This window comes from Paraglaciecola sp. 2405UD69-4 (assembly GCF_047525415.1).
Lineage (GTDB): Bacteria > Pseudomonadota > Gammaproteobacteria > Enterobacterales > Alteromonadaceae > Paraglaciecola.
Genome location: NZ_JBLIXM010000009.1, coordinates 13975 through 30815 on the forward strand (window position 1 = coordinate 13975; position 16841 = coordinate 30815).

Sequence of the window (16841 nt, forward strand, 5' to 3'; positions counted from 1 at the left end):
CAGGTTGTCGCCTCTTAGCTTTATATTCTTTTAATCCTTTCTGTATAAAATTTTAAAAAATTACGCTGATTGCTCCTTGAAAACAATCTAAGCGGCCTCATCTTACTAATCGTCTTTTTAGTAACCACAAATTAGGAGATACTTGGTTATGGCTGAAGCAGCCCAACAAGAAACTCATGGATTTCAAACCGAAGTAAAACAACTACTTCAACTGATGATCCATTCACTTTATTCAAATAAAGAAATATTCCTTCGTGAACTAGTATCAAATGCTGCCGATGCAGCTGACAAACTACGTTTTAAGGCGTTATCAAACGATAGTCTGTACGAAGGCGATGGCGATCTACATGTTAAGCTGAGCATAGACAAAGATGCAGGTACTATTACCATAGCTGACAACGGTATAGGCATGAACAAGGCCGACGTTATCGAGCACTTAGGTACGATTGCTAAGTCTGGTACCAAAGAGTTTTTTGGTAAATTATCTGGCGACCAAGCTAAAGACTCACAGTTAATCGGCCAATTTGGTGTAGGTTTTTACTCGGCGTTTATCGTTGCAGATAATGTAACGGTACGCACCCGTGCCGCTGGTGAAGACGCCAGTAAAGGCGTTCAGTGGGAATCTGCTGGTGAAGGCGAGTTTACTATTACAGATATTGATAAGGCCGATCGCGGTACTGAAATTATCTTACATCTAAAAGAAGACGAAAAAGAATTCTTAGACGATTGGAAATTGCGTTCAATTGTTAGTAAATATTCTGACCACATCAGCATTCCGGTTAAAATGTTTAAAGAAGCTATCCCAGAAAGCGAAGGTCCAAAAGGTCCTGATGGCGAAGACGGTGAAAAAATTCCAGCGGTTCCTGCAAGTTGGGAAGCTGTAAATAAAGCAACCGCTTTATGGACTCGTGATAAGTCAGACGTAAGTGATGAAGAGTATAAAGAGTTTTATAAACACATCTCCCATGACTTTAGCGATCCGTTAACTTGGTCTCACAATAAAGTTGAAGGTAAAACGGAATACACTAGTTTATTGTATATTCCTTCTAAAGCGCCATTTGATATGTGGAACCGCGACCAAAAGCATGGTCTGAAGTTATATGTACAACGTGTCTTCATCATGGATGAAGCCGAGCAAATGCTTCCTACTTATCTGCGCTTTGTTAAGGGCTTGCTAGATTCTAACGACTTACCATTAAACGTATCTCGTGAAATTCTGCAAGACAATAAAGTCACTCAAGCTATGCGCCAAGGTTGTACTAAGCGTGTGTTACAGATGCTTGAGAAAATTGCTAAGAATGATCCTGAGAAGTATCAGGCATTTTGGGCTGAGTTTGGTAACGCCCTGAAAGAAGGTCCAGCTGAAGATCACGCAAACAAAGAAAAAATTGCTGGTTTAATGCGTTTTGCCTCTACTCATACAGATTCTGAAGCTCAAACAGTTTCTCTTGCTGACTACATTAGCCGTATGCAAGAAAAACAAGAGAAGATTTATTACATCACTGCTGATAACTACCAAGCAGCTAAGTCTAGCCCACACCTCGAAATCTTCCGTAAGAAAGGCATCGAAGTGTTACTTATGGCAGATCGCGTTGACGAATGGTTAATGTCTCATTTGACAGAGTTTGATGAAAAATCATTCCAATCTATTACTCACGGAGCATTAGATTTAGGTGACTTAGAAGATGAAGACAGTAAAAAAGCTTTAGAAGAGGCCGAAAAAGAAGTTGAAGGTCTAATCGAGCGGGTTAAAACCGTATTAGGTGATAAAGTGAAAGAAGTTAAGTTCACTCATCGCTTAACCAATTCCCCAGCTTGTATAGTGGCTGATGAGCAAGGTATGACAACTCAGATGATAAAGCTAATGCAAGCTGCGGGTCAGCCTGTACCTGAAGCTCAATATCATTTTGAGATAAACCCTGAGCATCAGTTAGTGAAATTATTAGCAGATATTCAAGACGAAGAACAATTTTCACAATGGACAGATGTGCTTTTCGACCAAGCAGCATTGTCAGAGCAGGGTAGTTTAAAAGACCCAGCGAGCTTTGTGCAAAACTTGAACAAGCTATTAGTAAGCTTAGCTAAATAAGCTATATATTAAGCTAATTAACATTGAAAAAACGAGCCTAAGGGCTCGTTTTTGTTTTAAGGCCTTAAAAGTATACATATTACGACCTTTGTCTTATATATAAGGTGTATTATTGTTGTAACATTAAAGTTGTATGTGTAAAGTTCCTGCTTTACTTTTTTAAACGCAAATATTATTCAGAGGACACAGCATGCGCATTATTCTTCTTGGTGCTCCTGGTGCAGGTAAGGGTACTCAAGCCCAATTTTTGATGGGCAAATTTGGCATTCCGCAAATCTCTACAGGAGATATGTTAAGGGCTGCTATTAAAGCAGGTACAGAGCTTGGCTTAGCCGCAAAGAAAGTTATGGACGAAGGTAAGCTTGTTTCAGATGAGCTTATTATCGGTTTAGTAAAAGAGCGTATTGCTCAGCCTGACTGTGAAAATGGCTTTTTATTAGATGGCTTTCCTCGAACCATTCCTCAAGCTGACGCAATGAAAGAAGCTGGCATCAAAGTCGATCACGTTATCGAGTTCGATGTGGATGATGAAGTAATTGTTGAACGTATGAGTGGCCGTAGAGTTCATCCTGGTTCAGGTCGTGTATATCACCTTGTTTACAACCCTCCTAAGGTTGAAGGGAAAGATGATGAAACGGGTGAAGACTTAGCTATTCGTCCAGATGATCAAGAAGAAACAGTACGTAAGCGTCTTGGTATATATCATGAACAAACTAAGCCTCTTGTTGATTATTATACAGCTGAGGCAAGCTCAGGTAACTGTAAATACCATAAACTAGATGGTACAGCACCAGTTGAAAACGTTAGTAGTGAGCTAGCAACTTTACTAGGCTAAGCTGAAACTTCAGAATTATTATGTAATGGCCCACTGAATGTGGGCTTTTTTATTTTAGGAATGAATATGCATACACCTATTACAGCTTTTTATGCTGGCTTATTAGGCATATATCTACTTTATTTATCTGTACTTGTAGTGAGAGGCCGTTTTAAAAAAGAAATCCCATTAGGAGATGGTGGCGACTTTCACTTTCAGCAAGTTATTCGCGCCCATGGTAACTTCACTGAATATACGCCAATAGTACTTATTTTACTTTTTGTAGCAGAGGTTAATGGGAGTAATAGTATTTTGTTACACATAGCGGGGAGCGCTATTTTGTTTGGCCGCTTTATTCACTCTTTTGGTTTAAGACGCCATTCAGGACCAAGCTGGCAAAGAATAGCTGGAATGCTGATGACATTTGCATCCTTGTTAACCTTATCGGTGTTAAACATTCTTATTTTGTATCGATAACAATTAATATAATTTGAACGCGACGCGTTTGGGCATAGCTCTGGGTGGACATCATATTTTTTGTATGGGGTGTCTTTCTTTGAGCTCACGCTCTATCCTTTTCAATATTAGGTAAAGTGTGCAGCTAAAGGTGGTGTCGCACCTCTCTCTTCGTGGAGACTTGACTTAGGTAAATTCTACCCAAGTATTTGTTATCTAAATAAAGACAACTTAACCAAAAGCTCCGTTTGCGAGTTCACCTTTAATTTCAAAAATATTGATTTTAAATGGGTTTTTAAGGTGTTGTGTGAGACGTTCAGTTCACTTGTTAGAACACTTAGCTTTTTCTTGAAGTAAAGCGCTTGGGTTAATTGGATTTCTTTCGGGGTTAAGCTAAATTGCTTTTGAATATTTACCCAATTAACTTGGTGTTGATAATTAATTGTGACTATACAACAAGGCACTTCAATATTGTTGAACTGTCTTGAATCTTTTACTGGCGCAACCGTAATTAATATTACTTCATCATTTTCCTGATCATGGTCTTGTTGTTCAATAATAATGGACTCTTGACTACCAATACTCTTATAAGCCAACTTTGAAGACTCCCGAATAAAGTGCTCCAATTGATTCTGGGACTCACGTGACTCAATACAAATTTTATTATTAGATACATAAATACTGGAGGGAGGTAACAAGTTTTGTTCGGAAAATTGATTTTGTATAACTATAGTGCCATTCTCATCACAGACTAATATCGCCTTATCTTGTTGGTCAATAATGCTTTTAGTTAAGTTAGAGTAGTTTTTATATAATCTAAGCTCTTTGTAAATATGCATAGCTCGGCTAAAATGAGGCATTATAATGTCAAAAAGCTCCTCTTCACTTGCTTGGTAAGGTTGATCTTCTTCTCCTCGATTAACCATTAATAAAGATTCATGATGGGTATCACGACACAATACACCCGCTAATCCATATGCAACTTTTAATGGCACATTAATGTCTCGATAGTAAGAAGAATCTTCATATTGACGTTTGTTTACATTTACCCACTCTCCTTCGGTTAAAAACTGCACGTGTTCACGGGATGGATCTTCATGTGCACGTGCTTGATAATCAATCCATGCTACAGCTGGGAAAGCAAAGTTGGCTCGGTATTCTAATGTTAAAGGCTTTGCCTCACTGTTTTTTTTAAGTACAAAAAGTGCTTTGTTTGACTGGGTAAACTCCATCAGTTGAATAAGAGCAGCGTCCCAGTCTCCTGTTAGTGCTCCCTGATAAATTTGCTCAATTAACTCGGAAAGCTCACCTGTTGAAATTGCTAGAGTCATTTTAAACATTAGTCCTTTTTATGAGTTCTGCTGAATTACTCTAAGTTAATAGCAATAAATAATATATCAGATTTTTATTCTTGTAATTAAAGGTTATAAAGATTCACAATCAATGAATAGTTGACTAAATAAATTGTAAAAAATCACCCAATTGGGTGATTAATTTATTCACTATTTCAACTTACTCTACTAACCAGTTTTGTGCTGGTAGAACAGAAAATTTTGGAAATCCAGTCATGGATTTATTCTTCGATGCGGGTTTGATTCACAACATCGAAGAAAAGTAATCACGTCATGAGTGAGAGGGCTCACTAGCAGGAGTCACTAATATACAGTCGTTTGGGTATAGTGTAATTAACAAGGAGTGGTAACAATGAAATTTATTAGTCAGAAACTTTTAGGTTGTAGCCTTTTAATGATGTTTTCAGCCTCGTCGACAGCATCAGTTGATTGTGGCAGGCATAATAAAAATAAGGATATTGGAGGATTACAATGAAAAAAAGTATCTGCTTTTCGATATGTGTTGGTTTGTATTCATTAGCATCGAACTTATCTGCCTCTATCATTTCTACTGTAGATTCTGGGGACTTTAGTTACCCTGTTCCAGGAACATATGAGTATAGTATAAGAGCCAATGATCGTGGGTGGTTAAATGGCGGTATGCATACATCAATGACTATAGATATGAATGCTCCGACATATATCGAATCTAAGACGGCTCTTGCAGTAGCAGATTTCTATCGGAACTACGATACACGCCCATACATGGGTGGAGATAGGCTTGACGTTGAGTCTTACGTCAGTATCCATTTTATTGCTACACCTTATCTATTAGATACTGATAAGGAATTGGATTTTGACACTATTCCAATAAACATAGATTGGGGGTTGGGAATAAACTCCATTGGTAGCTATAGCAATGATATTAGTAGTTATGCATCTGCGAGGATTCAGATACAAGAAGAGGGCGCTGGGTCTAGAAGTGAAAATTATCTTTATAGAAGTTATGCCAGCTCCAACCTGGGGACTGGGGGCTTTACAGAATTCGGAGAGTCAACGTTTAATGTTAGTAACCCGATCGAAGTATTCATGTCAGCTTCTTCAGGTACTTTTTTTAATGGGAGTCAATACTATGACGATGGTTTTGGTTGGATTGGTTCATTCGGTTGGGTTGACCCGATATTTGAGATTGAACCTACTTGGGAATACGCAGAGTTATTTGGGATAAATTTTGAACTAGATTTTAGAGAAGAATTAATCATTGAAAACTTGCACGCAGAGGTTGATTCTTTAAACCCCATAATTACAAACGTCAATGCGCCGACTTCATTTGCCATTTTTTTTATTGGTATAACAGGCGTAGTACTACAACACAGAAAATTTAAGCGATTTAAGTTTAAACTAACCAAAATAAATGTATAACGTCTTAATTTCTCCACATTAGCTAATTGTTTACTTTTTGAAACATGGGTCTAAATCAAAAAACGGCGCTCACTAGGCGCCGTTATTGTTGTCTACACACAAAATGGGGAAGGGGGAAACTTATTCGTTGTTTTCGATAAGCTTACTGCCGATTTCAATTTTTCGTGGCTTTTTCGCTTCTGGTACTACTCGTTCTAAATCAACATGTAGTAAACCATGCTCTAAGTCAGCAGCAAGTACTTTAACGTGATCCCCTAGTTGGAATTTACGCTCAAAGCTTCGCTCTGATATGCCTTTATGTAAAAACTTCCGCTCTTCTGGTTTAGTATTTTCTGAGCCTTCCTGAGGCTTTTTAGTACCAATCACTTGTAAAGTGTTTTCGAGTACTTCAATACTGACTTCGTCTTTAGCAAATCCAGCAACTGCCATAGTGATGCGGTATTTGTCCTCAGCCAACAATTCGATATTGTAGGGAGGGTAAGATGATTGTTTTTCGTTTCGTGACGCAGTGTCAATCATTGAAGCTAAATGGTCAAAACCAATGAATGAACGGTAAAGTGGAGATAGATCGATGTTACGCATAAGTATATCCTCATAAATTAAGCAATATAAAAAGTTAAGTTGCCCCGAAAATTCGGCGGCGTATTGGTATGGCTTTCCTTGTCACCTTCCCACTGTGGGAGTACCTACTTAATGTTAAGTCTGGTACTGCAAAAACACCTCTTGTATTTTTGTGTCAACCCTTGCGGCGTCGACATAATAGATATGTAGATAAGCTAATGTTTTTCAATATAGAAAAAGCAAAAAAATTAAAATTATTTTTAAGTTATTGATAAATATTTAATAATTTTTATTAATTATTTTAAGGATTGTGCCACTGCCGCCAATGCATGAATGTGTGTGGTGTCAAAAAGTGGTGTACTGGTATGCTGCTTTTCAATGAGTAATCCAATTTCAGTACATCCTAATATCACTCCTTCGGCACCTCTTTCAACTAAGTTTTCAATGACTTTAAGGTAACGGTCGCGCGAAGAATTTGACACTTTTCCTAAGCATAACTCCTGGTAGATCACTGAATGAATTAGGTCTTGTTCTTTATCTGTGGGAACAATCACATCAATAGCAAACTTGTTGATGATGCGTTGCTTATAAAAATCCTGTTCCATGGTGAATTTAGTGCCTAATAAGCCAACTTTACTGATTTTTTCAGTTACCAGTTGTTGACCAGTAGCATCAGCGATATGTAACAAAGGGATACTTACGGCTTGGGTTACATAGTCTGCAACTTTGTGCATAGTGTTGGTACAAATTAGAAAAAAATCAGCGCCTGCGGCCTCTAGTGACAGGGCTGCATTGGCAAGTATTTCTGCCGTTTTTTGCCAATCTCCCATATGTTGTAGCGCTTCAATCTCTGCAAAGTCTACACTTACCATAACTATTTTAGCCGAATGTAACCCTCCTAAATGCTGTTTTATCCCTTGATTCAGTTGTTGATAATAACTCGCTGTCGATTCCCAGCTCATTCCACCAATTAAGCCTATAGTTTTCAATGTGTTTCCTGTAGTTTGAAGGTTCTATAAATTACGATAGCGTGATTTAAACCTAAAAAGAACTAGTAAATACCTATCTCTAACATAGGGCAAATCGGTAAAGGTATATTTTGTTGTAAAATAGCCAGCCCAGAGTGCCTATGAAAACCATCTTGTTGGGTTATATAAAAGAGGGTGTTGTATTTACCCATAAAAAAGGGCACCTAAGTGCCCGAAATACTCCCCTTAAATTTTAATTTGTCTTAACTAGGAAATTCATACCCTTCTAAAGTCTTACGTAAGGATAGCTTGTTAAGTTTACCGGTTGCTGTATGGGGGAGTTCATCCATAAATACCACGTCATCGGGCATTGACCATTTATGTAACTTGTCTTTTAAAAAGTCTAGCACCTCATCTGTGGTGACTTGTTCGCCTTCTTTTTTAACCGCAATGAGTAAAGGACGCTCAGTCCATTTAGGGTGATAGCGGCCAATTGCAGCGGCTTCTGCAATGGCAGGATGGCTGACGGCTGCGTTCTCTATTTCAATTGAGCTGACCCATTCCCCACCTGATTTAATAACATCTTTGGTACGGTCAGTTATTTGCATATAACCTTGGGGGTTAATAGTGGCAACATCCCCAGTATCAAACCAACCTTTTTCATCTACAGGACAACCTTGGCTTCCAGGTTCTTGAGACATGCCATAGTAACCACTAGATACCCAAGGCCCTCTAACTTTTAGCGCGCCAAAAGCTACGCCATCCCAAGGTAGTTCGTTGTTGTTTTCGTCTACTATGCGCATTTCTAATCCAAATACACCTCTACCTTGCATGCACTGAATGTCTATAATCTCTTCTTCTGAAAGGTCTTCCATTCCAGATTTGCGACAAAATATAGAGCCTAGTGGGCTGGTTTCTGTCATTCCCCAGCCTTGAATGACTTCAACGTCGTGGGCATGTTTAAACCGTTCAATTACGGTACGTGGGCATGCTGCGCCACCCACACTTACACGCTGTAATGAAGGAATGCTTTTCCCTGTCTTTTGAAGGTAATCTAGTAAACCCAACCAGATAGTTGGCACACCAGAACTAAAAGTGACTTTTTCTGATTCAATTAAGTTCTGTAGAGCTTCGCCATCAGCCATTTTGGGCCCCGGCATAACTATTTTAGAACCGGCCATTAAAGCGGCATAAGGCGCGCCCCATGCATTTACATGAAACATTGGCACTATTGGGAGTGTCGTTTCTTTGTAAGAAGCGGCTGTGACATCGGGCATACTGCCACCCCAAGCGTGCAGTAAGGTTGAGCGATGGCTATAGACTACACCTTTAGGGTTACCAGTTGTGCCTGATGTATAACACATAGCACTAGCGGTATTTTCATCGAATTCAGGCCATTCAAACTCTGAAGATTCTTTGCTTAAAAGTGTTTCATAACACATGACATTTTTGAGAGATGTGTCGGGCATATGAGCCTCATCTGTCAATATAATATAGCCTTCAACTTTTGGTAAATGAGCCTGCAATGCCTCCATTAAGGGGACAACCAATAGATCCACAAATATAAAGCGATCTTCTGCATGATTTATAATGTAATTTACTTGCTCTGGAAACAGCTTTGGGTTGATGGTATGGCAAACCATGCCTGTACCTGAAACAGCATAGTACAGCTCTAAGTGTCGGTAATCATTCCAAGCTAGCGTGCCGATACGATCACCAAATTTAGCGCCTAACCTTGTTAAAGCGTTGGCTAATTGACGGCTGCGATCCGCAAAATCTTTATAGGTGTGTCTATGCCTTGGATTATCCGCAGTGACCGATACTATCTCTGTATCAGGAAAATTTTTATCTGCATGTCTGAGAATAGAAGAGATCATCAGTTGGGAGTTCATCATTAATGCTTGCATAAGGGCTCCTTTTAAATATTGTGAATTTTGTTGATATTTATATTTGGTTTAGGGTTGTGGCTACCAAGCAGACACACCGCCATCTATCGCTATGGTTTGTCCTGTCATATAAGAATTGCCTGGAGATAATATAAGCAACATGGCATTCACAATTTCTTGAGGGTCAGCAAGGCGTTTAATTGGTGTACCTCGCGCAAGTTGTGCTTGGCCTTCAGCTGATGCGAACTCGCCTAGGATTGCGGTTGGGCTATAAAAAGGGCATATTGCATTACATCTTATTCCTTTTCTGGCGTATTCAACCGCTGCAGTGCGGGTCAGTCCAGCAACTGCATGTTTGGCCGCAGCATATGCACCGCCCTTCGGTGCTCCTCCAATACCAGCCATAGAGCTTAAATTTAAAATGTGACCATCACCTTGGTCGAGCATAGCGGCTATTTGGTATTTCATGCCATAGAGTACGCCTTTCACATTAACGCTGAACTGGCTATCCATAGTGTCTTCAGACAATAAATGTAAAGGCGTCATTTCGTGAGCAATACCGGCGTTATTCACACCAATATCCAGTCGACCAAATTTGTCGAGCGCTGAATCAACCATAGCTTTACAATCTTGCTCTTTCGCAACATCGCAAAATAAGCTAACTACATTTTCTTTGTTCTCTACCAAAGCGAGTGTTTCATCTAGACTTTGTTGGTCAATATCACTAATTAGCAACCTACAACCTCTATTTGCTAAGCCTTGCGTTAACAAGCGCCCAAAGCCACTTCCGGCTCCGGTAATTGTGGCTACTTTGCCACTGAAATCTAATAATGGATCCATATTTATGTTCCTATTACGTGTGGGTTATTGGATTAGAAGACATAAAATCTAGTAGGACCTTAACTAGGGAGCCTCCTTGATCTTCTTGTAAAAAATGTCCACCATTTTTAATAGTGGTATGTTTTTGTCCATTACAGCCCGGAATGAGTTTTTGAATAATCTTGTCACCACCGGCAGTAACAGGATCAGTGTCACTGAAGGCGGTTAAAAATGGTTTATTGAACTTTTGAAGGTTCTTCCAAGCCAAGCGATTATTAGCGCTTTGTGGATCACTGGGATGGGTGGGGACCAGTAGTGGAAATTGCCTAACCCCTGCCTTATATGACTCATGGGGGAAAGGAGCGTCATAGGCAGCAAGTACAGACGTAGGCAATTTAGTAACTGTGGCGCCTTTAATGACACCTGATACAGGAAACACTTCGACTTCCTGAGAGAATTTTTGCCATTTTAAAAAAGCGTCACTAGGTGTTTGATCGCCTGTAGGTAGCATAGTATTTGCTGCCATTACTCTGGCAAAAAGATCAGGGTGCTCTGCCACCAATCGCAATCCTAACAAACCTCCCCAGTCTTGGCAGACTAAGGTAATGTCTTTGAGTGAAAGTTGCAGTGGTATTTGGCGTATCCAGTCTAGGTGTCGCTGGTAGGTATAATCACTTCTTTTGATAGGTTTATCTGATTTTCCAAATCCAATTAAATCTGGGACCACTATTCGGTAACCCTTGTTTACTAAGGGGGGGAGCATCTTTCGGTATAAATATCCCCAACTTGGCTCTCCATGCAATAGCAAAATAATCTCCCCGTCCTTTGGACCTTCATCAATATAGTGAAGGTTCATAAAGCCACCTTCAGTGTCACTTACACGAATATAATTAGCCTGATATTGATAATCGCTAATATTGTTAAAGCAGCTATCTGGGGTGGTTTTTATCTGCAAGATCAATCTCTCGTTGTGAAATTAATGTAAACAAAATGTATATCTAGAGAATCAAAAGCCTGATATAAAGTCAACTAGCGCAAAGTGATAAAGTGTTATTGATTCGGTGAATATATACTGTTTTTAAAATTTCAATGTTAATGACATGTAATAACCTTTGGTTATTCTATTGTATAAAATCAATAAATTAGAATGATTGATTTAGGTGGCCTAGTATTTTGCAATCATTCTCTATTGGTACCAAACTTTCATGAATCAAAAAGAACTAAACGCTGTTGCCTATGAAATAATTGATACGCCAGCTTTAAAAAAAGTGGCCGCTGTGTGGATGCAAAATCCCCCAGTCAACGCTTTGTCGAAATCAGTCAGAGTGGGCCTGATTGATAGTATTAACCAAGCCATCGCAGACACATCTGTCGAACTTATTGTCATTTCATCAAAACAAGCTTTGTTTTCTGGAGGCGCCGATATAAGCGAATTTAGTGGCGGTGATCTAGAGCCCAACTTGCCTTTGGTATTGGATGCTATTGAGAACTCACCTAAACCCGTTGTCGCTGTTTTAAATGGCCCAGCGTTTGGTGGCGGACTTGAGGTTGCATTGGCTTGCCATTATCGGGTTACGTTTGAAAGTAATAAGGTTGGTTTGCCTGAGGTTAATTTGGGAATTTTACCTGGCGCTGGCGGCACTCAACGTCTACCAAGACTAGCTGGTGTGCAACAAGCATTAGATATGATTGTTTCCGGACGTCCAGTGGCGGCTAAAAAGTTACAAGGGGTATTCGACCTAATTGTTGATACGCCAGAAGCCCTGTTGACTTCTGCTATTGGCTTTTGTGATGACCTCATTGCTCAAGGTGCCCAAGTACGAAAAACCAGCGATATAAGTGTAGACCCAAGTACAGCACCAAGTGAGCTTTTTGAGCAGTATCATCAAGGGTTAGCAATAAAAGCCCGTGGCTTTTTTGCACCCAAACGCTGTATTCAAGCAGTAGAGGCAGCAGTGCAATTGCCTTTTAATGAGGGCTTAAAGCGTGAAGGTGAGCTATTTATGGAGTGCATGGCTTCTAAAGAAGCCAGAGCACAACAGCACTTTTTCTTCGCAGAGCGCTCAGCGTCTCATGTTGAAGATTTTGATAAAAACACCCCAGTCAGAGATATTCGAAAAGTAGGTATTATTGGAGCGGGCACCATGGGCGGCGGTATTGCCATGAACTTTGCCAATGCAGGGATCCCGGTCATTATGATTGAGCTGCAACAAGAAGCACTTGATAAAGGCTTGGCGCTTATCCGTAAAAACTACGAAAGCTCAGCTAAAAAGGGCAAGCTAACCCAAGAGCAAGTTGAACAAAGAATGGCTCTGCTAACAGGCTCCACTAGCTACACAGACCTTAGTGATGTTGATTTAGTAATAGAAGCTGTTTTTGAAAAAATGTCTGTTAAGCAAGAAGTGTTTAAATCCTTAGACGCTGTCTGTAAGCCAGGTGCTATTTTAGCTTCTAACACCTCTACCTTAGATATAGACGAAATAGCGTCGGCGACTAGTCGCCCTGAGGATGTTATAGGTCTTCATTTCTTTAGTCCTGCGAATGTTATGAAGCTGCTAGAGGTAGTTAAAACAAGTAAAACCTCTGCAGAAGTTATCAAAACGTCGATGAAAATGGCAAAAAAAATTAACAAAGTGGCAGTGTTAGTTGGCGTATGTTTTGGGTTTGTGGGTAACAGAATGATTGAAACATATGGTCGAGAGGCAAACCGTATGTTGTTAGAGGGCGCAACGCCTGAAAACGTAGACAAGGTTATTTACGACTTTGGATTACCTATGGGGCCTTTCACTATGGGTGATATGGCAGGCCAAGATATTGGTGCGTTTGTACGTGAATCCCGCCGAGAGTTTATAAAGCATGATCCAACCTATTGTATTTTGGCTGACAAGTTAGTTGAGCAAGGCAGAGTCGGGTTAAAGGCAGGTAAAGGTGTGTACTTGTACGAGGCAGGTAGTCGTAAGCCGATTCCAGACCCGAGTGTTTTGGAGCTAGCTAAACAAACCGCAGCGGATTTGGGTGTTGCACAACGCCACATTTCTGACCAAGAGATTATTGAGCGTATTATTTTTCCAATGATAAACGAAGGAGCATTAATTCTTGAGGAAGGAATTGCAGCTAAATCTAGTGATATTGATGTGATTTATGTATATGGCTATGGGTTCCCAGTATACCGAGGTGGACCTATGCAATATGCCGATGAGATAGGTCTTAAAACTGTTTATGACGCTATGTGTAAATATCGTGACGAGTTAGGCGAACATGGTAAGAACTGGTTTGAACCGGCACCACTTTTAAAGCAACTAGCCGAGCAGGGTAAGCGATTCTCTGACCTCTAAAGGGGCCAGTTTAACCATTAATTTAACGAGTTATGTAATTTATTAAAAGAGAACATTATGAAAGAAGCAGTCATTGTATCAACAGCTAGAACACCGATCGGCAGAGCTTATAAAGGTGCCTTTAATAATCTAGAAGCCCCAAGTCTTGGCGGGCATGCCATTCGTGAAGCTGTAAGAAAGTCGGGCATAGATCCTGCGAGTGTTGATGATGTAATAATGGGAAGTGCGCTAACCCAAGGCAGTGGTGGAATGAACATCGGTCGCTTAGCTGCATTAGCTGGTGATTTGCCCGTATCAGTATCAGGAATGACACTAGACCGTCAATGCAGTTCAGGCATGTATGCAATTGCATCAGCTGCTAAACATATCATTACCGATAATGTACCAGTTATGGTTGCTGGTGGCCTTGACTCTATCAGTTTAGTGCAAAATAAAGCTATGAATACCCACCGTATGGTAGACCCTGCCTTAGCTAAAAAGCATAAAGATATTTATATGCCCATGCTGCAAACCGCTGAAGTGGTTGCAAAACGTTATGGTATTAGCCGTGATGTTCAAGATGAGTATGCTTACCAAAGCCAAATGCGTACAGCTGCTGCTCAAACTGCTGGCCATTTTGACGATGAAATCGTTCCCGTTACGGCTACTAAAGTCATCATAGATAGAGAAACAAAAGAAGAAAGCTTTCAAGAAGTTACCCTTACAAAAGATGAAGGTAATCGCGCAGAAACTACGCTAGAAGGCCTACAAAATTTAAAACCAGTAATTGAAGGTGGAGTCATTACCGCAGGTAACGCTAGCCAGTTATCAGATGGCGCATCTGCCAGTGTCCTAATGGATAGTAAATTAGCAGAGCAACAAAACCTGACACCACTTGGTGCTTATCGTGGCATCGCTGTAGCGGGTTGTGAGCCTGATGAAATGGGAATAGGTCCTGTATTCGCAGTACCAAAGCTCCTTAAACAACATGGTTTGACCATGAATGATATAGGGTTGTGGGAGCTAAATGAAGCCTTTGCGGTACAGGTGCTGTACTGCCGCGATAAGTTGGGAATCGACGATAACATACTCAATGTAAATGGGGGCGCTATTTCAGTGGGGCACCCATATGGGATGAGTGGCGCCCGCATGGTTGGTCATGCGCTTATTGAGGGAAAACGCCGAGGTGCAAAATATGTGGTGTGCACTATGTGTATCGGCGGGGGAATGGGAGCCGCTGGATTATTTGAGGTTTACTAACCCCCATTTTATGGCTTTCAATTAGTTTGTAATGAGAGCCAAACGAGTCATATTTTTTAAGAGGTAAGTTATGCAAAATTATAAAGCCCCCCAAAAAGAAGCATTGTTTGTGATGAATGAATTACTAGGCTATGAGCAGCATTATGCGAGCCTAGGGTTTGATGATGCGTCTCCCGATATGGTTGAAGCCATATTTTCTGAAGCTGCAAAGTTTGCAGAAAACGAATTAGCACCTATCAATGCTATTGGTGATCAAGAAGGATGTAAATGGGACGATGGTGTCGTTACCACTCCTACGGGTTTTAAAGAAGCCTACCAAAAGTATGTTGAAGGTGGATGGACTGGAATGACACACCCCGAAGAATTTGGAGGTCAAAACCTTCCTTATTCCTTAGGTAGTATCATTGCTGAATGGTTTTCAGCGGCTAACCACTCTTGGGCTATGTATCCAGGTCTAAGTCAAGGTTGTATGGAAACCTTGAAAGAGTGGGGAACACCAGAGCAACAAAAAATGTATTTGAACAACTTAGTAGCTGGAACTTGGACAGGTACTATGTGTTTGACTGAGCCTCACTGTGGTTCTGATTTAGGTATGCTTAAATGTAAAGCCGTTCCAAATGATGATGGTAGTTATAGTTTGACAGGTACTAAGATATTCATCTCAGCTGGTGAGCATGATATGTCAGAAAATATAGTACATATCGTTATTGCGCGTTTACCAGATGCCCCTAACGGCACAAAAGGTATTTCTCTTTTTGTCGTACCTAAGTTTAACGCAGGTCCAGACGGTGAAAAATTAGAACGAAACAACGTATCTTGTGGCTCTATTGAACATAAAATGGGCATAAAAGCCTCAGCTACCTGTGTTATAAACTTTGATGGTGCAAAAGGGTATTTAGTTGGAACCGAAAACCGCGGGCTAAACTGTATGTTTACTTTTATGAACAGCGCTCGAATCGGCACAGGTCTTGAAGGTTTAGCAGCGTCTGATGCGGCTTTTCAAGGTGCATTAGCCTACGCTAAAGACCGGTTACAATTTAGGTCCATGGGCGGCATTAAAAATCCTACTGGTCCCGCTGATCCTATCATTAATCATCCTGATGTTCGTCGCATGTTACTAACCCAAAAAGCTTTTGCAGAGGGCAACCGAGCGCTAGCTATGTATGCCATGCAACTAGTTGATGTTACCCACGCCAGTCAAAATGAAGCTGAAAAACAAGGTGCTGAAGCAAAACTGGCTTTTTTAACACCTATTGTTAAAGCCTTTTTGACTGAAACGGCTCAAGAAGTGACAAGCTATGGTATGCAGGTGTTTGGTGGTCATGGGTTTATTGCAGAATGGGGAATGGAACAACTGGCTCGAGATACCCGTATTTGTACTATGTATGAGGGGACAACTGGAATTCAAGCTTTAGATTTATTAGCCCGTAAAGTCGCTGGCTCTAATGGTAAACTGCTCAGTGTCTTTACTGATGAGGTTAAAGAATACTGTTTAAGTATTCGTGGTAAAAGCCAATTTAATGAGTGGTCCAACAGCCTAGATAAACATATTCATGAGTGGCATCAAAAAACAGAAGAAATTATGCAGCGCGCCGCTACTAACCCAGAAGAGCTTGGAGCGGCTTCAGTAGACTATCTAATGTACTCTGGTTACCTTGTTGTTGGCTATTTTTGGTTGAAAATGGCTGTTGTGGCGCAACAAAAACTTGATGAAGGTACAGATGATGAGGAGTTTTATAAAGCTAAGCTGCATACCGCTAAGTTTTACTTTGACCGTTTATTGGTTAGAACTCGCTCTTTAGCTTTGTCTATGGACTCTGGGGCGAGTAATTTAATGAGTATGCAAGAAGAACAATTTAATATTGTTTAACAGAATTAGCCAAAAATAATAATAAATAGGCTGATAAAAAAAGCGAACTTC

General features: G+C 40.3%; 13 protein-coding genes. 7 read left to right on the top strand and 6 right to left on the bottom strand.

Annotation, left to right across the window (positions count from 1 at the left end):
• Positions 1 to 148: 148 nt before the first annotated feature.
• From htpG to ACMUMK_RS18195, 3 genes are all read left to right on the top strand, one after another.
• Entirely contained in the window at positions 149 to 2089 is a 1941-nt protein-coding gene (htpG, locus tag ACMUMK_RS18185; RefSeq protein ID WP_414702577.1) for a molecular chaperone HtpG, read from the top strand.
• A 190-nt stretch (positions 2090 to 2279) separates the two neighbouring features.
• Positions 2280 to 2924 carry an adenylate kinase gene (gene adk / locus ACMUMK_RS18190; protein ID WP_414702578.1) on the top strand — a complete coding sequence of 215 codons (645 nt, stop codon included), beginning with the start codon at positions 2280 to 2282 and terminating at the stop codon, positions 2922 to 2924.
• Between the two features lie 66 nt (positions 2925 to 2990).
• A complete protein-coding gene (locus tag ACMUMK_RS18195) occupies positions 2991 to 3380 on the top strand; it encodes an MAPEG family protein (RefSeq protein ID WP_414702579.1) in 390 nt (129 codons plus the stop codon).
• A 191-nt stretch (positions 3381 to 3571) separates the two neighbouring features.
• On the opposite strand, the gene ACMUMK_RS18200 is transcribed toward ACMUMK_RS18195, so the two are convergent.
• Complete coding sequence (locus ACMUMK_RS18200; RefSeq protein WP_414702580.1) at positions 3572 to 4690, bottom strand: helix-turn-helix transcriptional regulator; 1119 nt, start codon at positions 4688 to 4690, stop codon at positions 3572 to 3574.
• A 528-nt stretch (positions 4691 to 5218) separates the two neighbouring features.
• Here ACMUMK_RS18200 and ACMUMK_RS18205 point away from each other — a divergent pair.
• Complete coding sequence (locus ACMUMK_RS18205; RefSeq protein WP_414702581.1) at positions 5219 to 6112, top strand: hypothetical protein; 894 nt, start codon at positions 5219 to 5221, stop codon at positions 6110 to 6112.
• Between the two features lie 120 nt (positions 6113 to 6232).
• Here the strand turns inward: ACMUMK_RS18205 and ACMUMK_RS18210 are convergent, their stop codons facing one another.
• The 5 genes from ACMUMK_RS18210 to ACMUMK_RS18230 form a co-directional block, all read right to left on the bottom strand.
• Positions 6233 to 6694, bottom strand: coding sequence for an Hsp20 family protein (locus tag ACMUMK_RS18210; RefSeq protein ID WP_414702582.1), 462 nt, complete (start codon positions 6692 to 6694; stop codon positions 6233 to 6235).
• A gap of 275 nt (positions 6695 to 6969) precedes the next feature.
• Positions 6970 to 7662 (bottom strand): aspartate/glutamate racemase family protein, encoded by a 693-nt coding sequence (locus ACMUMK_RS18215; protein ID WP_414702583.1) that lies wholly within the window; start codon positions 7660 to 7662, stop codon positions 6970 to 6972.
• A gap of 242 nt (positions 7663 to 7904) precedes the next feature.
• Positions 7905 to 9548, bottom strand: a complete 1644-nt coding sequence (locus tag ACMUMK_RS18220) for a long-chain-fatty-acid--CoA ligase (protein ID WP_414702584.1) — start codon at positions 9546 to 9548, stop codon at positions 7905 to 7907.
• Between the two features lie 60 nt (positions 9549 to 9608).
• The gene (locus ACMUMK_RS18225) at positions 9609 to 10367 is read right to left on the bottom strand and encodes an SDR family NAD(P)-dependent oxidoreductase (protein ID WP_414702585.1); all 759 of its coding nucleotides are present in this window, start codon (positions 10365 to 10367) and stop codon (positions 9609 to 9611) included.
• 13 nt (positions 10368 to 10380) lie between these two features.
• Positions 10381 to 11301 carry a haloalkane dehalogenase gene (locus ACMUMK_RS18230; protein ID WP_414702586.1) on the bottom strand — a complete coding sequence of 307 codons (921 nt, stop codon included), beginning with the start codon at positions 11299 to 11301 and terminating at the stop codon, positions 10381 to 10383.
• 250 nt (positions 11302 to 11551) lie between these two features.
• Here ACMUMK_RS18230 and ACMUMK_RS18235 point away from each other — a divergent pair, with 250 nt between their 5' ends.
• The 3 genes from ACMUMK_RS18235 to ACMUMK_RS18245 all read left to right on the top strand — a co-directional run bounded on the left by ACMUMK_RS18235 (position 11552) and on the right by ACMUMK_RS18245 (position 16790).
• Positions 11552 to 13681 (top strand): 3-hydroxyacyl-CoA dehydrogenase NAD-binding domain-containing protein, encoded by a 2130-nt coding sequence (locus tag ACMUMK_RS18235; RefSeq protein ID WP_414702587.1) that lies wholly within the window; start codon positions 11552 to 11554, stop codon positions 13679 to 13681.
• Between the two features lie 57 nt (positions 13682 to 13738).
• Complete coding sequence (locus ACMUMK_RS18240) at positions 13739 to 14920, top strand: acetyl-CoA C-acyltransferase (RefSeq protein WP_414702588.1); 1182 nt, start codon at positions 13739 to 13741, stop codon at positions 14918 to 14920.
• Between the two features lie 70 nt (positions 14921 to 14990).
• On the top strand, positions 14991 to 16790 hold the full coding sequence (locus ACMUMK_RS18245) for an acyl-CoA dehydrogenase C-terminal domain-containing protein (RefSeq protein ID WP_414702589.1): 1800 nt from the start codon (positions 14991 to 14993) through the stop codon (positions 16788 to 16790).
• The last annotated feature ends 51 nt before the right edge of the window (positions 16791 to 16841 follow it).